Annotated in this window: 20 protein-coding genes; 12 read left to right on the forward strand and 8 right to left on the reverse strand. The window is 51.0% G+C overall.

Annotated elements, in window-relative coordinates; translation table 11 throughout:
* Positions 1-2: 2 nt before the first annotated feature.
* Genes FIU95_RS04930 through FIU95_RS04940 form a run of 3 tightly spaced genes read right to left on the reverse strand, consistent with a single transcriptional unit; the run spans position 3 to position 2,886 of the window.
* A complete protein-coding gene (locus FIU95_RS04930; RefSeq protein WP_152452063.1) occupies positions 3-884 on the reverse strand; it encodes a hypothetical protein in 882 nt (293 codons plus the stop codon).
* A 15-nt stretch (positions 885-899) separates the two neighbouring features.
* On the reverse strand, positions 900-1,484 hold the full coding sequence (locus FIU95_RS04935; protein ID WP_253868855.1) for a DNA polymerase III subunit chi: 585 nt from the start codon (positions 1,482-1,484) through the stop codon (positions 900-902).
* Positions 1,420-2,886: a leucyl aminopeptidase gene (locus FIU95_RS04940; protein WP_152452065.1), complete on the reverse strand. Its 1,467-nt coding sequence runs from the start codon at positions 2,884-2,886 to the stop codon at positions 1,420-1,422. The genes FIU95_RS04935 and FIU95_RS04940 overlap by 65 nt, the downstream gene beginning before the upstream one ends.
* A 188-nt stretch (positions 2,887-3,074) precedes the next feature.
* Here FIU95_RS04940 and lptF point away from each other — a divergent pair, with 188 nt between their 5' ends.
* Positions 3,075-4,205 (forward strand): LPS export ABC transporter permease LptF, encoded by a 1,131-nt coding sequence (gene lptF, locus FIU95_RS04945; RefSeq protein WP_152452067.1) that lies wholly within the window; start codon positions 3,075-3,077, stop codon positions 4,203-4,205.
* The gene (gene lptG, locus FIU95_RS04950) at positions 4,198-5,259 is read left to right on the forward strand and encodes an LPS export ABC transporter permease LptG (protein ID WP_152452069.1); all 1,062 of its coding nucleotides are present in this window, start codon (positions 4,198-4,200) and stop codon (positions 5,257-5,259) included. The genes lptF and lptG overlap by 8 nt, the downstream gene beginning before the upstream one ends.
* Before the next feature lie 5 nt (positions 5,260-5,264).
* Here lptG and FIU95_RS04955 read toward each other — a convergent pair whose 3' ends face one another.
* From FIU95_RS04955 to FIU95_RS04965, 3 genes are all read right to left on the reverse strand, one after another.
* Positions 5,265-5,762: an RDD family protein gene (locus FIU95_RS04955; protein ID WP_152452071.1), complete on the reverse strand. Its 498-nt coding sequence runs from the start codon at positions 5,760-5,762 to the stop codon at positions 5,265-5,267.
* Between the two features lie 76 nt (positions 5,763-5,838).
* Positions 5,839-6,261 (reverse strand): hypothetical protein, encoded by a 423-nt coding sequence (locus FIU95_RS04960; RefSeq protein ID WP_253868858.1) that lies wholly within the window; start codon positions 6,259-6,261, stop codon positions 5,839-5,841.
* A 508-nt stretch (positions 6,262-6,769) separates the two neighbouring features.
* Positions 6,770-7,465: a bifunctional 2-polyprenyl-6-hydroxyphenol methylase/3-demethylubiquinol 3-O-methyltransferase UbiG gene (locus FIU95_RS04965; RefSeq protein ID WP_152452075.1), complete on the reverse strand. Its 696-nt coding sequence runs from the start codon at positions 7,463-7,465 to the stop codon at positions 6,770-6,772.
* An 83-nt stretch (positions 7,466-7,548) separates the two neighbouring features.
* Here FIU95_RS04965 and FIU95_RS04970 point away from each other — a divergent pair, with 83 nt between their 5' ends.
* The 4 genes from FIU95_RS04970 (at position 7,549) to FIU95_RS04985 (ending at position 10,936) form a co-directional block, all read left to right on the forward strand.
* Positions 7,549-9,183 (forward strand): GMC family oxidoreductase, encoded by a 1,635-nt coding sequence (locus FIU95_RS04970; RefSeq protein ID WP_152452077.1) that lies wholly within the window; start codon positions 7,549-7,551, stop codon positions 9,181-9,183.
* Positions 9,180-9,983 (forward strand): putative RNA methyltransferase, encoded by an 804-nt coding sequence (locus tag FIU95_RS04975; protein WP_152452079.1) that lies wholly within the window; start codon positions 9,180-9,182, stop codon positions 9,981-9,983. The genes FIU95_RS04970 and FIU95_RS04975 overlap by 4 nt, the downstream gene beginning before the upstream one ends.
* A gap of 73 nt (positions 9,984-10,056) precedes the next feature.
* Positions 10,057-10,512, forward strand: coding sequence for a tRNA adenosine(34) deaminase TadA (tadA, locus tag FIU95_RS04980; protein WP_152452081.1), 456 nt, complete (start codon positions 10,057-10,059; stop codon positions 10,510-10,512).
* Positions 10,499-10,936 carry a potassium channel family protein gene (locus tag FIU95_RS04985; protein ID WP_152452083.1) on the forward strand — a complete coding sequence of 146 codons (438 nt, stop codon included), beginning with the start codon at positions 10,499-10,501 and terminating at the stop codon, positions 10,934-10,936. The genes tadA and FIU95_RS04985 overlap by 14 nt, the downstream gene beginning before the upstream one ends.
* A gap of 12 nt (positions 10,937-10,948) precedes the next feature.
* Here FIU95_RS04985 and FIU95_RS04990 read toward each other — a convergent pair whose 3' ends face one another.
* A complete protein-coding gene (locus FIU95_RS04990; RefSeq protein ID WP_152452085.1) occupies positions 10,949-11,725 on the reverse strand; it encodes a glycosyltransferase family 25 protein in 777 nt (258 codons plus the stop codon).
* A gap of 676 nt (positions 11,726-12,401) precedes the next feature.
* Here FIU95_RS04990 and FIU95_RS04995 point away from each other — a divergent pair.
* Positions 12,402-13,601: a multidrug effflux MFS transporter gene (locus tag FIU95_RS04995; RefSeq protein WP_152452087.1), complete on the forward strand. Its 1,200-nt coding sequence runs from the start codon at positions 12,402-12,404 to the stop codon at positions 13,599-13,601.
* A 113-nt stretch (positions 13,602-13,714) separates the two neighbouring features.
* On the forward strand, positions 13,715-14,365 hold the full coding sequence (locus FIU95_RS05000; RefSeq protein WP_152452089.1) for an SGNH/GDSL hydrolase family protein: 651 nt from the start codon (positions 13,715-13,717) through the stop codon (positions 14,363-14,365).
* Positions 14,366-14,442: 77 nt separating this feature from the next.
* Here the strand turns inward: FIU95_RS05000 and FIU95_RS05005 are convergent, their stop codons facing one another.
* Entirely contained in the window at positions 14,443-14,946 is a 504-nt protein-coding gene (locus FIU95_RS05005; RefSeq protein WP_152452091.1) for a lactoylglutathione lyase family protein, read from the reverse strand.
* Between the two features lie 94 nt (positions 14,947-15,040).
* On the opposite strand from FIU95_RS05005, the gene FIU95_RS05010 reads away from it, so the two are divergent.
* The 4 genes from FIU95_RS05010 to FIU95_RS05025 all read left to right on the forward strand — a co-directional run bounded on the left by FIU95_RS05010 (position 15,041) and on the right by FIU95_RS05025 (position 18,802).
* Positions 15,041-15,910: a LysR family transcriptional regulator gene (locus FIU95_RS05010; protein WP_152452093.1), complete on the forward strand. Its 870-nt coding sequence runs from the start codon at positions 15,041-15,043 to the stop codon at positions 15,908-15,910.
* A gap of 25 nt (positions 15,911-15,935) precedes the next feature.
* Positions 15,936-16,775 (forward strand): nucleoside deaminase, encoded by an 840-nt coding sequence (locus FIU95_RS05015; RefSeq protein ID WP_152452095.1) that lies wholly within the window; start codon positions 15,936-15,938, stop codon positions 16,773-16,775.
* 303 nt (positions 16,776-17,078) lie between these two features.
* On the forward strand, positions 17,079-17,885 hold the full coding sequence (locus FIU95_RS05020; protein ID WP_152452097.1) for a hypothetical protein: 807 nt from the start codon (positions 17,079-17,081) through the stop codon (positions 17,883-17,885).
* 20 nt (positions 17,886-17,905) lie between these two features.
* Positions 17,906-18,802: a fatty acid desaturase family protein gene (locus FIU95_RS05025; protein ID WP_152452099.1), complete on the forward strand. Its 897-nt coding sequence runs from the start codon at positions 17,906-17,908 to the stop codon at positions 18,800-18,802.
* Positions 18,803-18,837: the final 35 nt, after the last annotated feature.

Here is an 18,837-nt window from a genome sequence, read left to right on the forward strand (position 1 = left end):
ACTCAGTCCCAGATCTCTAGCTCGTCGACCACCTTTTCTATCTGGGCACGCAGCTGTTTTTCCAGTTGAGGAAGCTGCTGGGCTACCAGTTCTTCAATGAGGTCGCTGCGCTGGCGCTCTTTCTCTGAGGGCTCCAATTTTTCTGAGGGGCCTTCCCGCTCAGCGATCGCCTGGGCCATCACCAGTGCCTGGGTGCGGGTACCCGCACTGGCGGTTTCGATGGCTTTGGGCTTGGGTTGGGCCGGCTCCGCAATTGCGGGGATGCGTCCACCGGTCAACCGCGAGCGGATATGGGCGGGCAGGAAGGGGTTCTCGGGTGCTGGGGCAAGGCGCTCCTCTGAGGTTTCAGTTGCAGCAGTGGTATCTGGCTCAGTGTGTCCACTGTCCAGCTGGGTGTCATTGCCTGGCTGATCATCGCTCTCATCTAGGTGCTCTTCCATTAGGTGCTCTGCCATCGGGGCTTTTGCCTCGGGCTCGGCGGTCTTACCTGGCAGGTTCTGTAGGGGGCGCAACAGGGCAAGATCTGATTCCGCCAGTTGCACTTTATGCTCTTCGGTAAGAGTTTCATCGACCGGGGAAAATAATATCGGCAGGTCTTCCTGCTCTAGGAGTTCCTCTTGCTCCAGAAGCTCCTCCTCTTTGGCGTCCACCACACTGGGGGGAGCCGGGAATTCCGGTTCGGCGGATAACAATGGAATATCTGCGGGGGGAGTGGCTTTTTGTATTTGCGGCTTGGCCGAGCCCGCTACCTGATTGAGCAGGGGAATTTCATCGAGATCGTCACTGTTAAGGAGGTCGTGCAGTGAGTTCAGCTCGTCGAGCAGCTCGCTGGACTGTTTGCGTGGTTGTCCGCGCTGCTTGTGCTTGTTCTTTCGACCGGACATGGTGGTTGCCAGTGATTACATGCTCTGGTTGATCTTGTGGGATTGTAACGGATATCCGCGGTCGCGGAAGTGACCAAATCGCGATCGTGAGCGCTGCAGGGCTGTAGTTTCCTGAACAACGATTTCGGCGAGTCGTTCGAAGCGACTGAACCAGTTGGGGACTTTACTGCACAGGTTGATCAGTAAGCCGTGGTGCGCCTGTGGATCTTCGCCGCAGTTGATTTCAATAGCCGCCTGCTCGCCATTCGCCTGGTTGGCATGGGGCAGGAAACTGTCCTCACGAAAGGTCCACAGCAATTGATCGAGATGTTCGGCACGCGCTTGGTTGTCGACCGCAAGCAGAACCCGCAGGCCGTTGCGATAGGCCTTTTCCGCCAGGCGACAGGCGAAAATATCCGCTTGCTGGGGCTGGTCGGAGGAGAGGATGTAAAAGTCGATTCGGGTCATGCTGGCTTTTATTTGTACAGAGACGACAACGGCCCGCGAGGGGCCGTTTCGACAGCCGCTCGGGGCGGCTATTGTGCGCTTTTGGCAGTTATTTTCCCAGCAGGTATTCCACCAGGAGCGGTACTGGGCGGCCGGTGGCACCTTTGCACGCACCGGATTTCCATGCGCTACCGGCGATATCCATGTGCGCCCAGGTGTACTCCTCGGCAAAGCGGGACAGGAAGCATGCGGCGGTAACAGAACCGGCATCGCGGCCGCCGATGTTCTGCATATCGGCAAAGTTGGAGTCCAGGGCGGGCTGGTACTCATCCCAGAGCGGCATCTGCCAGGCGCGGTCGCCACTGGTTTCGCCGGCCTTGAGCAAGTCCTGGGCGAGTTCTTCGTTATTGGCGTAGAGGCCGCTGGCGTGATGACCGAGGGCGATAACGCAGGCACCGGTGAGGGTGGCGATATCGATTACTGCGCGGGGCTTGTACTTGCCGGCATAGGTCAGTGCGTCGCACAGTACCAGTCGGCCCTCGGCATCGGTGTTTAGAATTTCGATAGTCTTGCCAGACATAGAGGTGACGATATCACCGGGCTTGCTGGCGCGGCCGCTGGGCATATTTTCTGCGGCGGCAACCAGGCCGATCACGTTGATGGATGGCTGCAGTTCGACCAGGGCATTCATCACACCGAATACGCTAGCGGCGCCGCCCATGTCGTACTTCATCTCATCCATGGCCTGGCCGGGCTTGATGCTGATACCGCCGCTGTCGAAGGTGATACCTTTGCCCACCAGTACAATGGGCTTCTCGCTGGTTTTACCGCCCTTATAGTTCATGGCGATCAGGGCCGGGGGCTGGTCACTGCCCTTAGCTACGCTGAGTAGGGCGCCCATGCCAAGCGCCTGCATTTTTTTCTCGTCGAGTACAGTCGTGGTGAGTTTTGCATGTTTTTTGGCCAGTGCGCGAGCCTCTGACGCCAGATAGCTGGGGGTACAGATATTGCCGGGCAGGTCGCCCAATTTCCGCGCTACATTGCTACCCAGTGCTTGGCCGGCACCAATGTCCATCCCTTTTTGGATGGCTTTCAGCTGTTTGCGATCAATGGCATGCAGGGTGAATTTGGCCAGGGGATAGGGTTTGGCGTCGGTGAGGAACTCGGTGAAACGGTAGCAGGCCAGTCCAGTGGCTAAGGCAATTTGCTGGGCCTGCCAGGTTTTGTCCGCACCTTTTACCTCTATTTCGCATAGGTAGCTGGTGGCGTCCTTGAACTTTTTCGCTACCGCGGCACTGGCGCTGGCCAGTTTGCGGAATTCCGCCTGGCTGATATCTCCCTTGCCGGTGCGCACCACCAGCACTCGCTCACTGGGGCCGTCCAGCAGATCGATTAACTGAGTGCTGCCAAGCTTTGCGCCCAGGTCACCGCGCTTGAGAATTTTGCCAATGACTCCCCCTGTGAGTTGATCGAGGGTTTTTCCACTGGGGCTTAAGCCATTTTTGGCATCTACCGAAATAATGGAACAGGCTGCGCGCTGCTTGGAGATATCCGAGACCTTTGCGGAGAACTGCATTTTTCGCTTTCCTTAAAATCTGACAATAGATTGCATGGCTCTGAACCGAGACATAGCAAGAATTTTTAGTGATAATGCGTCGCACAAGTGTAACCTGCCCGTCTATGGATTGCTGTACCCGGTAGGAAACTTGTTCGATTGGAGTCCAATTTCATCACACCGCAGTCACCAAGGAATTCGTTCGCCCTGTGATTATTTTCCGCTATCTCTGCCGCGAGCTGCTGTTTGCCACGCTGGCAGTCAGCGCTGTTTTGCTATTAATGGTGATGAGTGGCCGATTTGTGAAATACCTTGCGGAAGCCGCCGCAGGGGACCTTTCGGCTAATATTCTTTTTTCCCTGATGGCCTACCGCCTGCCGGGATTCCTTGAATTGATATTGCCGTTGGGGTTGTTTGTCGGGATTCTTTTGGCCTATGGGCGTCTCTATGTAGAGAGTGAAATGACAGTGCTGCACGCCTGTGGTTTCAGCGAATGGCGCCTGCTGTTTTACACCCTGGCACCGGCTATGGCAGTGGCCCTGTTTGTGGCTTCAATGAGTTTGTACCTGACTCCCGCCGGTGCAGAGCGTTCCAACCTGATGCTCAATGCGGAAAAGTCCCGCAATGAATTTGATCACCTGATTCCGAAGAAATTTATTTCCACCAGCGGTGGCCAGGCGGTGTATTACGCCGAGGCCCTGAGCGAGGATAAGTCGACCATGCTGGGGGTGTTCCTCGCCGAATTGAGGGCCACAGAAGAAGAAACAGAAGCGAACCATCAGGTGGTTATTCGTGCCAAAGAGGGGGTCCAACAAATCGATCCCGAAACGGGGCTGCGCTACCTGGTACTGCGCGATGGCTATCGTTACGAGGGCGTGCCGGGACAGCGGGAATACCGGCAGATGTCGTTTTCCAGCTACGAGGTACTGATGGAACCACCACGGTTGCGCAGCCGTTGGCGCGACCAAATTGAGTCGGCCCCCACTACGCAGCTGATTGGCAGTGACAACCCCAGGGAGACGGCCTACCTCTACTGGCGCTTGAGTTTGCCGGTGTTGGTGTTGGTGGTTGCGGTGCTGGCGGTACCGCTATCGCGTACTAATCCGCGCCAGGGACGCTTTATCAAGATGTTCCCTGCGATACTCCTATACCTCATTTACCTGGTGGTTCTGCAGGGGGTTCGCGGGGCTGTAGAGGATGGCAAGTTTGCCAACCCCGCGGTGATCTGGTTGGTACACCCCCCCTTCCTACTGATTGGGTTATTGCTTCTGGCGGCGAGGAATTGGCGCCCTAAACCCAAACCATTGCCGGAAGGTGTCAAGGAGTCGGCCGATGTATAAGTTGGATATGTATATTGGCCGCACCATTGCCCTAGCGGTTTTCGTGGTGCTGCTGATCATTCTCGGCCTGGATATTATTTCCGCCATCATCGACCAGCTGGGAGACCTCAAGCACGATTACGGCTTTAGCCAGGCAATACAATATGTCCTGTGGAGATTGCCAGGGCGCATTTATGAGCAGTTGGGTTTCTCCGCGCTCGTTGGCTGTATGGTGGGGCTGGGGACTCTGGCAGGCACCAGTGAACTGACCGTTATGCGCGCAGCCGGCGTCTCTATAGGTCGTATCGCTTGGGCAGTGATGAAACCGATCATTCTGCTGATTTTTATCGGCTTAGCGCTGGCGGAATTTGTGATTCCCAAGACCAATGTGATCGCAGAGAACAACAAGGCACGCGCTCTGGGTGAGCTTGAAGCGAGCGGTCTTGAAAGCGGTTTGTGGCTAAAAGATAGCGGCGAGTTTGTGCATTTTAATGCTGCCCTGTCGGATGGCGAACTCTATGGGGTAACCCGCTACCAGTTTGCGGATAACCGGGAATTGAAGTGGGTGGAGTTCTCTGAGCGAGGGCAGTTCCAGGATGAGCAGTGGCTGCTTAAGAACAGCCGCAGCACACAGTTCCTGCAAGAGGACACGCAGAGTAAGGACCTGCCAACCAGTGTATGGAAAGCGGAAGTCTCGCCGGAGTTGTTTGCCCTCATAGTGCCGCTGCCCTCGGATCTTTCCCCACGCAATCTCTGGGATTACGGCACTTACTTGGATCGCAAAGGCGAAGATTCCGGCCGCTACTGGTTGGAGTTCTGGAAGAAAATTCTGCAACCGCTGACCATCGCCAGCTTGGTAATGGTGGCAATTTCCTTCATCTTTGGCCCCCTGCGCGAGGTGACCACCGGGTTGAGAGTTTTTACCGGGATTATGGTGGGGATTATCTTCCAAACCGTGCAGGGAATTCTCGGCCCCTCTTCATTGGTATTTGGCTTCCCGCCGCTGTTAGCCGTACTGGTGCCCGTCCTTCTGTGCTTTGGTGCGGGCTGGCTATTACTCAAGCGGGCCCGCTAGGTAGATTACTTTTTCTTTTCCCGCTTGGGCAGCAGGCGCACCTGAGACTCTGAAATCAGGTCATGCCAGCTGGCCTTGTCAGAGCGGGCCCAGGCGGAAAAGAAACCGAGACCCAGGCAGGCGATAGAGAGGGGTGCCACAATGGCGCGCAGGATACATTGGCGCCAGGTGAGCTGCACTCCGTCCGGGTTGGCTACGATCAGACGCCACGCACGCATGCCCACAGTTTGACCGGCGACCCGCCAGGACCAGAAAAAGTATCCGGCAATAACCGCTAGGGCGCCCAACTGATAAATCGGGCCGCCGACACAGGGGCTGTAGTCCATAGCCTGAGGTTGGCAGTTCAACCCACCGAATACTGAAGCTACTGGAAGCGCAATAAAGCCGTACACCATCATCAATCCCATCAGGATCAGCAAGTCGTACATCAGGGCTGCCAGGCGTCGGCCGACGCTGGCGATTGGAAGTTCGGGAAATGAGGAAGGGGTACTTGAGCTGCTCACGGCTATCTCCGCCAAAATCGATTGGCGGAGATTCTAACAAAACGAGAGGAGGGGAAGGGCAAGTCGTCTGCCAGGTTTAAAATTCGTACTCGAAAGAGATCTTGAATTTGTCGTCAGAAAGGTTGATGCCATAATCTACCGAGTTGCCTATCTTTCCCCGGTTGGTGGTGTAACGCAGAATACTTTTCTGCACCGTGCGCTTGTTGCGCTGCTTGTAGGTATCCAGTCCGATTTTAAAAATTTTGAATAGTGCCTTACCGCCAGTGGTTGGTCGGAATTCACTGGGATTGGTATGCATTTGCAGCCATTGGTAGTTGAGGCGTCGCTGCGTGCTATTCATGGTGTTGTTGCGGAGATAATCCGCAGCCTGGAGTAGCGCGGCATTGTCCATGGCGAAGGCGCTGTCAGAGAAAAACAAATTTTCCGATTGAATATTTAGGGTTTGTTGAGAATCGGGGATAAAAAGTTCGTCGGCAGAGCAGATACAACAGGTGGGCAATAGAAATATTCCAACTGCCTTGGGTAAGGATTTGCCCGGTCTGATTCTGAAACTGCAGAGTGCCATTTTTTCTACCCCAGAGTGTTGCATCTCATTTCGGAAGGCCGCAAACGGTCGTTGAATTTATTATGGGATATTCACCTCAAAGCGTTTTCCCATGGAAATTAGGCGGCTTCTGCTACTTCACTTACTGGACAGTCTCAAATTGACGGAAACTTCCCTGAAAGCCGCATGGATTGGACTCTTTTCCATTTTTGTCCAAGCAGTCGTGGGTGTGAGTAGGAGAGCGCCAATGTTTTTTTATTATTGTTTTGATATTGATACGCCACAGCTGATGAAAAATTGATCTTGCCTGGAGGGCTGTATTTTACCGGACTAAATAAGGGGCTTGATGACACGCGTGAAATGTTGTCGCTGAAAGCGTCTATGCTGATAATCTGGCACTGAAAAGCGGGTGCCCCTATCCCTCTCTGCGGATGCCTCTACCCCTCTCTTAGGGATGACGAAACTAGGGTTGGAGGCGAAACTGCCCAGCTAGGATTAGCGAGGCCGGCTTGCCGCTGGTGGGATTAATCGGTTCACGCAGGGTGGTGAGCTCTAACCCATGTTCAATGAACAGGTGAACCCAGCTGGACACCGTGCGGAAATACCAGGGGGCCGCCTCCTGAAAATCACCCTCTATGCCCTCCCAGGAGCCCGGGCGCCAGCCATCCTGGTAATTTTCATCCCCACAAGAGAGTAGGGGATGCAGAGTTTGCACCAGCAGATATCCCTGTGGATTGAGTAGGGAGCAAGCGTTTCTGAAAACGGCGTTGGTTGATCCTTCTCCAATCAGCGAAAAGTTGCACACTATTAAATCGAATTTACTCTCGAACGCCTGCGGCTCCAGCTCTTCATAGCTGAGAGTGCAGAAGTGTTGCCGTTCTTGCCCCCGACGCTGGGCCTCACAAATTAAGTCGGCTGTGCCGTCGATACCCCAGACATCTATGCCCTCTGCTGACAGGCGGCGGGCGAGCCATCCCTCTCCACAGCCAATATCCAGTACGCTGGTGGGATTATGCGCCAGGATAGCCTCAACAATTGCCCGGTCGGTAATCAGCTTGCGACTGGGTATTGCTGCTCGATCTATCGCCCTGATCCACTCATCGGCATTGTTGTGCCAGCTGCGTAGGACTTTATTGTCGCTGAATTCGCAATCCCTCATCTTTGCACTCCCTCATCCCTGTAATTTTGTTGGGGTTGAGTGTACCGTCGAGGGAAATCCAGCTGCAAAGGTGCTGAGGTCCCATGTCCACTCATATGGTGTTTGATTATGTGATCGTAGGTGCCGGCTCTGCCGGCTGTGTATTGGCCAACCGGCTGAGTGCTGATGAGCAGCATCGGGTTTGCCTGCTCGAGGCAGGGCCCCCGGATCGCAGTCCGTTGATATCCATGCCCCTGGGTATCGGGATGTTGCTGTCAGGCACTGACTATAACCTCCACCATTACACTGAACCACAGCAAGGCCTGAACAAGCGCCGACTGTTTTGGCCGAGAGGTCGTACCCTTGGTGGCAGCAGCGCGATTAATGCGATGGTTTATATCCGTGGTCAAGGTGAAGATTATGATGCCTGGGAAAACGCGGGTAATGCAGGCTGGGGATGGCGGGATATTTTGCCTTACTTTCTTCTTTCGGAGGGCAATGAGCGTGGCAGTGATGCCCAGCATAGTGGTTATGGTCCTCTCACTGTAAGTGATCTGAAGTGGAAAACTGAGTCTGGGCACGCTTTCCTGCGCGCAGCTCAGTCTGCTGGGCACAGGGCAAATAATGATTTTAATGGCAGCCAACAGAGTGGAGTGGGCTTTTACCAAGTAACACAGCGCAGAGGTCGGCGCTGCTCTGCTGCTGCAGCCTATTTGCACCCGATAAAAAAGCGCCCCAATTTACGTGTGCTCACGCGTAGCCCAGTCGCTCGGTTGATATTGAGAGGTGACAGGGCTGTGGGGGTGGAACTGCTCAGTGGGAAAAAAATATTGGCCAATAAGGAGGTATTACTCTGCGCAGGCGCAATACAGACCCCGCACTTACTATTGCTCTCAGGCATTGGCCCACATGAGGAACTGCGTAAGTTTGATATTCTTACGCAGAACCACCTGCCTGGGGTGGGTAAAAACCTTCAGGACCACCTCGATATCTCTCAGGTGGTGGAGACCTCAGACCCAGTCACTTTTTCGAATGACCTGTGGGCGAGAGTGAAGCATGCCGTGCGTACGCCAGAATGGTTCTTCCTGAATCGGGGCCCACTGACCAGTAATGTCGCCGAAGCGGGTGGATTTGCGAGTTCAACCTTGGCCAACGGCCGCCCAGACATACAATTCCACTTCACGGCAGTGCCATCCTTTGATCACGGTTTCAATAAACAGCCGGGGTATGGTTACACCTTGCATGCCTGTGCATTGCGCCCCAAAAGCCGTGGTGAAATAACCCTCAATACAGAGGATCCCAAAGCTTTGCCGAGTATCCAGCCCAATTATCTCAGTGAGCCTGAAGATATGCAGGTGATGCTGGAGTCATTCGAAATGGCTCAGGACATCATCCACCAGGAAGATTTGCAACGCTACCAGAAGCGCCTCTGGCTGCCGGAACAGAAGCTCAGTAGCAAGGCTTCTATCAAACACTATATTCGACAGCATGCTGAGACAATCTATCACCCGGTGGGCACTTGTAAGATGGGCAATGATGATCTTGCTGTAGTCGATGCGGAGTTAAAAGTACATGGAGTGGATGGACTGAGGGTTGTGGACGCCTCCATAATGCCGGCCCTGATCAGCGGCAATACCAATGCGCCGGTGATTGCTATTGCGGAGAAGGCGGCGGATCTGATTTTGCAGCGCACTTCTCCATCGATGATGAAGAATACTCAAGCTCAGGAAGTTGAATGATCTGGCAATGTCCTCTCTGCGCAAAGCCATTGACGTTAGGTAAAGATACCTGGCGCTGCAGTAACCGGCACACATTTGATCGCGCGCGGGAGGGTTACGTTAATTTGTTACCCGTCTATCGCAAGCGGCGCAAAGATCCGGGCGATTCCACAGAGATGCTGCATGCGCGGCGTCGTTTTCTCAAGGCGGGCTATTACCGCCCATTGGTGGATGCGATTACCGCGTTGTTACCCTACCAATCTGGGCGCCGGCTTTTGGATATTGGCTGCGGGGAGGGCTACTATTTACGCCAATTGGAGTCTGCCGGGTGGCACGGCCATGCGTTGGCTGGGGTGGATATCTCAAAGTCCGGTGTGCGCATGGCGGCAAAAGCGGATAGTGGTGCTCAGTTTGTTGTATCCAGTAATGCCAACCTGCCGGTAGCCTCGAATAGCGTGGATCACCTTTTACGCATTTTCGCGCCGGCACCAGATGCTGAGATGCTGCGGGTAATAAAAGAGGGGGGGCACTTGCTGGATGTCTCACCCGGCCCGGATCACCTCTGGACTTTAAAAGGACACCTCTACCGGGAGCCGCGTAAACATCCAGCGCCAAAACTGGTTGAGGGTTTGTACCCCGAGGTCGATATGCGCTGCTGCTTTCCTTTTGAGTTGCGTGGGCATGAAGCGATTGCGGATTTCCTTGCGATGACGCCCTTTGCTTGGAAGGGGAATAGAGAGGCACGTGCGGAGTTAGAGCGGCAGGAGAGCCTGGTGCTTGAAGCGGATTTCATCCTGCGCCGCTTTATCAAGAGAAAGTAATCCGGTAAAGATGATAAAACTGTATTTTGTGTGTGAGCTGGCACTCGGTGTAGTAGAGGTCTAAGAAAGAATTATGGCGACACCCAAAGACTATGCATTTATGCGTAGAGCCCTGGAATTAGCAGAACTCGCCGCAGAACGTGGAGAAGTGCCGGTTGGGGCCGTACTGGTGCGGGAAGGCAAGATCATTGGCGAAGGGAGTAACCGCCCTATTGGCAACTGCGATCCCAGTGCTCACGCAGAAATTGTCGCATTGCGTCGCGCGGCGGAGGCAGAGCAAAACTACCGCCTGCCCAATACGACGCTCTACGTCACAATCGAGCCCTGCACCATGTGTTTTGGAACCTTGATGCATGCCCGTATCAGTCGTCTGGTTTTTGGTGCCCAAGAGCCTCGTGCGGGTGTGGTTGAAAGTCAGCTGAAGTTGGCAGAGGCCGGCTTTTTTAATCATAAAATTTCTGTGGAGTCTGGGGTGATGGCTGAAGAGGCGGGGAGACTGGTTCGCGAGTTTTTCCATGATCGACGCTGAAATGGCTTTCGCATTTGCGGTGAACTCCATAATCGTTGCGATTGTGGTGTTGATTCATCACGAAGTGCTCAATGCTCTGGTGCACCTCGGGCGCTGGCTACCGGTGCGGCACAACTTTGCCATAGTGCTGGGGGTGTTTGGTGCCCTTTTGGCTCACGTAGCGGAAATCTGGCTCTTCGCCTATGGCTATTACTTTATGGTGAACTCGCCTTATTTCGGCACCCTGGAAGGGAATTTCAATGGTAGTTTGCTCGACTGCGCCTACTTCTCATTTACCACCTACACCTCACTGGGCTTTGGTGATATTGAGCCCTTGGGGCATTTACGCTTCACCGCCGGCCTTGAGGCCCTGACGGGGCTGGTAATGATTACCTGGACTGCCTCGTTTATGTTCCTGAAAATGCAGCGCTATTGGGATATTTAGCGACTAGTATATTTAAAGCTTTATTCGGGCTGTGCGCCCAAGGCGCTGCTTTGGTTTCTCTGCGGGATAAAACTGTTTTTTATAGCGGTATAAGTAGATATGGCGCTCAATACTGCGCCACAGTTTGCCAAAGGGGTGCAGCCAGTAAAGCCATTGGGAAACTCTGGCTTTGTGAACGTTGGATTTTTCGATGCTGGAAGTGTGCTCGGTTTCCCACAGTAGATGGGGTTCGACACCATAAAGTTTCAGGTCAAATTGCCAGAAATGGTCAAAGACTTTATCGATAGGCTCGAAAATCCGATTGGCATAACCGAGCAATTTTTCCATCCCTCTGCGATTGATCAGATAACCCTGGGCTCCGCACCAGCCCCGCTCCGGTCGAACCAGCTTGTGCACACCGTCATTTAGGCACCGGATGATCTTGCGCTTTCTCACTTTTAAGCCCATTAAACGGACCATCTCTACTTCTGGGGGCAAGCGCTCCAGCTCGGCCAATACTCTGCCAAAGTCGTCTTCCAACAGCACGTCGTCTTCCAGTATGCAAACCCGCTGTAAGCCGGCCTGATAGGCCTGGCGAACAGCACGGAGGTGGGCCAGGTAGCAGCCGATTTCAGAATTCTTTAATTCACACAAATGGCGCCAGCGCGTGATGCTATTACAAATGACTTCATCGGCTTCAAGCTTGGGTACACCGCTGCGACCATCGACACCAGCGATTTGACTGGCACGCAGACGTTGGGACTTGAGTGCGCTTAATAGTTGATTTACAGGCTCCCCCTCTGGATACATTGTGATCACCCAGCAGGGGGTGTGGGCAATAAAAAGGGGGATCTTTTGTGGCCGGCGGTTGAGCGTAGGTCGGCTGCGTAGCGGGAGTCGGGGGGCTAATCGGCGGCGGGAGCGAAGCGGCAAGCGTTCTACGTTTGCTGCGGCCAATGTCCAGCTAGGTCCCAAATAACTCCTTCGGCGTTTTTCTAGTGCCACTGCTTGTAGTTGGCCTGTAACTGGTTTGAGCTCTTGTTGCGAGCTAGTGGTTTGGAAGCTGAGATACAGTGCCTACACATGTTTCTATCTCATTAAGCCAATCATGGTTGAACGCAAATAGGCTGATCGAGTGGGCCTATCAATAGAACGCCCCAAGGTATTGGTCACAGAGCTGCCATCGAAATATGCCCGGTTTTCCACTAATTAAGCACTATCTTCCTCTAGCATTGCCACAGGAAGCGTTACACCACTGAATCTTAATGTCCGACGTCATGGTCAACACGGCCAATGGGTACCTGAGTGGTTTTTGAGTGTATAAAGCTGTGTTCGCATCTAACACGTAGAGAGAGGTATTCTTTACGCTTAGTGGATCAGTTTTGAAAGGGTCAGCGGAAATTATTCCTGTCAAAGTAAAAATATTTACTCATCGCTCTTTCCCCGATGTTCCTAAATTTCCTGAGCCTGATATTTGGAAGCTTTTATGAAGTTGGATTTTATTAAGATGGCGCTCATTCTGGGTTTATTGAGCTGTGTGGGGCCCATTGCCATCGATATGTATCTACCGGCGCTGCCGGACATTGCTCAGGATTTGGGCGCCCCTGTGGAGGCTGCACAGTACACGCTGATGTCCTATTTTATCGCTTTCGGGGTGTGTCAGCTATTTTATGGCCCAGCGTCGGATATGTTTGGCCGAAAGCCCCCGCTGTATTTTGGTTTGGCTCTTTTCACTCTGGCTTCTGTTGGCTGTGCCTTGGCCCCCACAATAGAGGCACTGATTGTCCTGCGGTTCTTACAAGGGGTAGGCGCCGCTTCTGTGATGTCGATTCCCAGGGCAGTGATTCGGGATTATTACACTGGTACTCAGGCCACGCGACTAATGACCACAGTGATGTTGGTGATCTCCATATCGCCGATGCTCGCCCCGTTGATCGGAAGCACTTTGATAGTCCCCTTTGGTTGGCGCAGTGTGTTTTTACTGATTGCCTTGCTGACCCTTGCCAGCTTATTGCTGGCGGTAACCAGCTTGCCGGAGACACTGCATAGTCAGCACCGTGTGCCATTTCGATTTAATGCCATGCTCGGGGCTTTTTCCACGCTGTTGCGCGATCCAGTGTATGTAGGCCTGACTTGTATTGGCGGTTTGGGCATCGCCAGCTTTTTCTCTTTCCTGGCCACGGCCTCTTTTCTATACACTGATTTTTACGGATTGACGCCAACAGAATTCAGCCTGGCCTTCGCCTTAAATGCGCTGGGTTTCTTTACCTCTAGCCAGTTCGCAGCAAACCTCGGCGCGCGTTTTGGTTCTGTAGCTGTGGTGAAGTGGGCTACCGCAGGTTTTGCTATCGGCTCCTTGACGATGTGCATGGTGGTTTTTTCAGGTTTCGATCAATTTTGGTTGCTGGTAGCTATGTTGTTGACCTGCAATATATTTCTGGGGTTGGTAATTCCCACCTCTATGGTTTTATCTCTGGAAGAGCATGGGCCCATTGCTGGTACGGCTGCTGCTCTGGGAGGTGCCATGCAAATGTTACTTGGGGCATTGGCTATTGTTGTAACCAGCCTGGTTTTCGATGGTACCCCTCTGCCGCTGACGGCAGCTATTGCCGCTTGTGGTGTCGGCGCCTTGATCATCTCCCGCTTGACCTTAAGGGGAATAGCCCACTTGGCGGTGCCATACTAAAGCTTGGATTTGGTGAGGACTGGAATTTAGCCTGGGGTTAATGCGTTCGCCCATAATGTCCAGGGCTCACTGTGGAGGCTGGTTCCCGTAAAATAAAGAAGGAAGTCGGCAAGATGGATAATATTCTGGTTTATTCCGATAGTGTCTCTTGGGGCATCATTCCAGATACTCGCCAGCGGATGACTTTTGCCCAGCGTTGGCCTGGTGTTTTGGAGTTTCACCTGAATGAAAACCACCATAATGTGCGGGTGATAGAAAATTGTTTGAATGGGCGCAAAACGGTTTGGGATGACCCATTTAGAGAGGGCAGGCGGGGTGTCGATGGATTGGCTCAGGTCATTGAAATGCACTCTCCATTACAGTGTGTCATCTTGATGTTGGGTACTAATGATTTTCAGGAGACTCACGATAATAAGGCCTCTATGTCTGCCCAGGGCGTGGCCAAACTGGTCTCAGTAATCCGGAATGCGCCAATTGAGGCTGATATGCCAGTGCCTAAGATTCTTATCATTGCCCCTGTAACGATTATTAATCCCTGCGGGATTATTGGTTATAAATTTACGGGCGCTGAAAAACGTTGCGCCGGTTACGCCAAGGAATTAGAAAAAGTTTCCCATGATTTGGAAACTCTATTCTTAGATGCAAATAAATGGGTGAAAGTCAGTGAGCGGGATGGTATTCACCTGGATGAGGATCAGCATTTGTTACTGGGCAAGGTAGTTGCCGATTTTCTATCGGAAAACAAAGTCTTGCATTCGCCTTAATAACTGTTTGGGTAAGTAACTGATCCAATAGCTGATACTAGTGGCACCGGAAGTACCGGTGCCTGCCCTCGTCAGGATCAGCTGTAGGCGCCGCTGCTGTAAACCAGCTCGTAGCTGTGGCTGTAAAGTTCCAGGATATTACCAAACGGATCTTCCATATAGATCATGCGATAGGGCTTTTCCCCAGGGTAGTAATAGCGGGGTTTGGGCATACGCTTCCTACCGCCCGCGGCAACAATACGCTCGGCCAGCTCCTCCAGATTGGGGTCCTGTACACAGAAATGGAATACTCCGGTTTTCCAGTATTCAAAATTATTCTCTGGGTTTTCCTGCTTGGGAAATTGGAATAATTCAATGCCTATACGATCGCCGGTAGATATATGGGCGATACGGAAGCTGCCCCATCCCTCGCCAAAAACGTCAGTACACATATCACCAATGGCGCTGTGATCTTCACTTATTTCCGTTGGTGGCATAATCAGGTACCAGCCCATAACCTCTGTGTAGAACTTAACAGCAGCTTCCAGGTCTGGCACTGAAATACCGATATGAGAAAAGTTTCTCGGGTAAACATTCTTCATTAGTCGCTCTCCAAAAATTACTTTCGGTATAAGTTACTGTGCCAGGATCATTACGTATAATTATGAATTGTGATTTTTTTGAGTAATTTTTGTAATGATTAATCCTATGTGGCTGCGTAGTTTCTGCACTTTGGTGGAGCTGGGTAGCTTTACCAAAACGGCGCAGCACCTGCATATGACCCAATCTGGCGTTAGTCAACACTTACGCCGCCTAGAAGACTTTCTTGGCTTGGCGCTGATCCACCGGCAGGGGAAACAATTCACCCTGACCGAGGCAGGCGAAAAGCTATACCTAGAGGCTCAAGATATCGTCGAATCCCTCACCACGCTTGGCCAACGACTTGGCGAAGATCCAGCTTATGAGGGACAAGTGAGTGTTCAATCCCCAGGTAGTGTGGGCCTAAAGCTCTATCCAAAATTACTGGACCTACAAAGAGAACACCCGAAACTGACCATAGATTATCGTTTTGCTCCTAATCATGCAGTGGAAGAATCCATACTTGGTTATAAGGCAGACATTGGGTTTGTGACTAGTCCATCAACAATGTCGGAAATAGCGAGTCACCCACTAGGTAGTGAAGAATTACTGCTTGTGACCCCAGCGTCAGTCAAGAAGTTGAGTTGGAGGGTATTGCTAGAGTTGGGATATATCGGTCACCCAGATGGTGCTCATCAAGCGGGCTTGTTACTGGGGGCAAATTTCTCAGAATTCCAGCATGTAGATATGTTTAAACTCAAGGGGTTTTGCAACCAAATTGGCCTGATCTTGGAACCGGTCAGTATGGGCTTGGGTTTTACGGTATTACCCGCTCATGCAGTCAATGCCTTTCATAATTTTACGCAAATTAAGCCCCATCGCTTGGCGAACTCTATCACTGAGACTTTATTTCTAATTACACGTCGCCACAAGGCGTTACCGGCGCGGGTAAAAACTGTGGTTGCTCTAGCTAGGGAGTGGCTATAAACCGTTAGAATACTTCGGACATTTTATGTTGCGTTTTATTTGCTGGTTATATTTCGGGATTATTGCCATGGGTGCTCAGGCTGAGTTGCAGCCCAGTTCATCTGTTCAGCAGGAAAAAGACGAGATACTCATGCTGCTTGCTTACTCGGTTGCTTACCTTGATTGGGTGGACCCAAAAGAAAAGAAGAAACGCGGTTACAATATTGCGGCAGTCCTGTATGACAATGCGCAGGAAAAAATTATAGGTGTACAGCGCAATGCGGTTGGTTTATGTCGAGATAAAACCCAACATGCTGAAGTGCGATTAATGCAGCAATGTATTGGCAGTAAGTGTAGAGGGAAAGAGACTAATTCCCTGGATGATACAACGATTTACAGTACTCTGGAGCCCTGTATGATGTGTGGAGGCATGATGATCTTTCTCGAGGTCTCTAGGGTTGTTTATGGTCAGTCAGACCCGGATTTTGGAAAGAATATAGAGAGATTGAAGCAGAATTTTAAGTCTGATTGCAGATATGAATTTGAGTCGAAGCGGCATGTAGAAAATATCTGCAAAATAGATGCTCCTGCAAATTATCGAGCCAGAAATATTTATTCAGGGCCATCTGATTTGCTTCATAGGGCCCAGCTTGAAGGGGCATTTTACAATCATCGCTTATTGTTTAGCAGCACGATTACAGATTTTTTGATGAGTGCTGAAGCGAAGGGCATTTATCAGGCTGCCTACCAGCAATTAATGGATTTTAAACCTAAATACCAGGCGAATAATATTCTGCTATTGGAAAGCCAAAAGCAATTGAAGCAATTGGAAGGTGCTCAGGGAGATATAGATCGGTGTTTAGTGGGGGAGCTGCACCACCACTAATGTTGTAAAAAGTAAGTGACCTCCATGAATCAATAAGTTCTATAAAGGAGGCCATATGCGAAATTGGCAGTGCCAAGCTCTCGTGAATCACTATCGCAGGTACCACGTGGCATGGTGATTCGCAATGCTATTGGATGGCAATAAGTGGGAATAAGAGCTGAGCGCCTGTAATCATCTCTAGATAATGCTTATGTTGATTTAAGTGACTTTTTCTAAGGTTGAAATTACAAAGTGTTGCGCGTTAGGTCTGGCTCTGTAATATTACATAAATGGTATCTCTAGACTAATGATGTAATATTCACTATGTATCAGTTTACCTATGAGCCTACCCCAAAAAATATTCTGTTGGATTTGATGGGAGTTAATAAACGACATGAGCTGGCAACCAGTCAGCTGGGTTTTATATCTGATGCATTTGATGTTTCCACAAATAATTTGCGAGTGACACTAAATAGATTGGTGGGCACCGGCCTGATCACTCAAAATCGGCGAGGCATCTACAGTTTGACAGAAAAAGCACTGTCCAAACGCGCTTTTATAAACCGTTGGAAAAACAATACCTTTCAATACGATAACTGGGATTTCAGGTGGATAGCCTGCCACCTACCTAAAAGAACATCACGTGCAGTTCGTAAAAAATCATTAATGGTACTTGAATGGTATGGATTTACCGAAGGTTTGGATCACCTGCTGATACGACCCAATAATCTCACACTGAGTCATGCGGAATTAACCGATGTGCTGATTACACTAGGTCTTGAAGCCAATGCGCACTGCTTTGTCTTGCAGGAGGTATCGGACACACTGGTTGATCAATGGGGACACCATTTGTGGGATATTGAGCGTTTAGATCGTGAGTATGATGCCTTGGTAGATACTCTTGAGAGCAGTCTTGCAAACCTGGCATCAAAGCCTGTCAAAGTCTCTTTATCTGAAACATGCCGCTTGGGAGGCGAGGCTATCCATCGTTTAGCGACCGATCCTTTACTACCAAAAGTAATCAGGCCACAAAATAAATACCAGGAACTTAAAAATATTGTACGCAAGTATGACCGTACAGGTCGCAATATTTGGTTGGAACAATTGCAGAAGTTAGGCGTTGACACATAATCACAAAATGGTGACTTGCAATGAATATCCCCCTCAGTAAAGAAGAGGTTAAGCCGTTCCTACAGCGTAGTGATGCCAAGGCCTGGTGGATAGTGGTCAGCACTTGGCTCGGTATAATGGGAATTTTTACCATAGCCGCGTTATTGCCACACTGGGCAACTTATATTGTTGCAGTATTTTTACTTGCTGGGCGGCAGCAGGCCCTGGCAGCCATTATGCACGAAACTGGTCATAAAACACTTTTCGCTACTCGAGCCTATAACAATTTTGTTTGTAAGTGGTTGTCTTCACCGTTTTTGTTAATGGATGGAGAAACCTATATAAAAAGTCATATGATGCATCACCGCAAAGCGGGTACAGATCAAGATCCAGATCTGCAAAACTATAAGGATTATCCTGTCAGCATAAAGAGTTTGGTTAGGAAGTTCTCTAGAGATTTTTTAGGGTTAACTGGTTTAAAAGCGAATTTATATTTATTTTTGAGTGGGCGAGATTTATTAAGCCGTAAAAAGCGAGTGAATTTTCAGTTAACTCGAGGTTTATTCGTTAATAGTATCATGTTTGCCATACTGTGGGCTTTTGGTGTCCCGCAGTTATATCTATTATGGATTGTGGCTTATCTTACCGTGTATATGGCTATTATTCGGATGCGGCAGATCGCCGAACACGCTGGAGTCAAAGATCTTTACCACTTGGAACCAAAATACAATACGCGTTCGGTTCCCAGAGGTATTTTAGGGCTCCTGTTTGTCAGTCCCACTGAAGGTCTGAGTTACCACTGTGAACATCATGCCTTTATGGCGGTGCCCACATATAACCTCAGGGCGTTGCATAAGTTGCTAAAAGATCGTGGTTATTATGATGATGTTGAGCTGACCAGTAACTACTTCGGTGTTTTGAAACAGGTAGTGAAATGAGGCGTAGCTAAGGTCAAGTATTTATTTGCACCAGT

It is taken from the genome of Microbulbifer sp. THAF38, assembly GCF_009363535.1.
In the GTDB taxonomy this organism is placed as follows: Bacteria; Pseudomonadota; Gammaproteobacteria; order Pseudomonadales; family Cellvibrionaceae; genus Microbulbifer.

Bases quoted from the DNA above. Each gene is read 5' to 3' on its own strand.
- FIU95_RS04930 (WP_152452063.1), bottom strand. From the start codon at position 884: ATGTCCGGTCGAAAGAACAAGCACAAGCAGCGCGGACAACCACGCAAA.
- FIU95_RS04940 (WP_152452065.1), bottom strand. From the start codon at position 2,886: ATGCAGTTCTCCGCAAAGGTCTCGGATATCTCCAAGCAGCGCGCAGCC.
- lptG (WP_152452069.1), top strand. From the start codon at position 4,198: ATGTATAAGTTGGATATGTATATTGGCCGCACCATTGCCCTAGCGGTT.
- FIU95_RS04965 (WP_152452075.1), bottom strand. From the start codon at position 7,465: ATGAGGGATTGCGAATTCAGCGACAATAAAGTCCTACGCAGCTGGCAC.
- FIU95_RS04970 (WP_152452077.1), top strand. From the start codon at position 7,549: ATGTCCACTCATATGGTGTTTGATTATGTGATCGTAGGTGCCGGCTCT.
- FIU95_RS04975 (WP_152452079.1), top strand. From the start codon at position 9,180: ATGATCTGGCAATGTCCTCTCTGCGCAAAGCCATTGACGTTAGGTAAA.
- tadA (WP_152452081.1), top strand. From the start codon at position 10,057: ATGGCGACACCCAAAGACTATGCATTTATGCGTAGAGCCCTGGAATTA.
- FIU95_RS04985 (WP_152452083.1), top strand. From the start codon at position 10,499: ATGATCGACGCTGAAATGGCTTTCGCATTTGCGGTGAACTCCATAATC.
- FIU95_RS04990 (WP_152452085.1), bottom strand. From the start codon at position 11,725: ATGTATCCAGAGGGGGAGCCTGTAAATCAACTATTAAGCGCACTCAAG.
- FIU95_RS04995 (WP_152452087.1), top strand. From the start codon at position 12,402: ATGAAGTTGGATTTTATTAAGATGGCGCTCATTCTGGGTTTATTGAGC.
- FIU95_RS05000 (WP_152452089.1), top strand. From the start codon at position 13,715: ATGGATAATATTCTGGTTTATTCCGATAGTGTCTCTTGGGGCATCATT.
- FIU95_RS05005 (WP_152452091.1), bottom strand. From the start codon at position 14,946: ATGAAGAATGTTTACCCGAGAAACTTTTCTCATATCGGTATTTCAGTG.
- FIU95_RS05010 (WP_152452093.1), top strand. From the start codon at position 15,041: ATGATTAATCCTATGTGGCTGCGTAGTTTCTGCACTTTGGTGGAGCTG.
- FIU95_RS05015 (WP_152452095.1), top strand. From the start codon at position 15,936: ATGTTGCGTTTTATTTGCTGGTTATATTTCGGGATTATTGCCATGGGT.
- FIU95_RS05020 (WP_152452097.1), top strand. From the start codon at position 17,079: ATGTATCAGTTTACCTATGAGCCTACCCCAAAAAATATTCTGTTGGAT.
- FIU95_RS05025 (WP_152452099.1), top strand. From the start codon at position 17,906: ATGAATATCCCCCTCAGTAAAGAAGAGGTTAAGCCGTTCCTACAGCGT.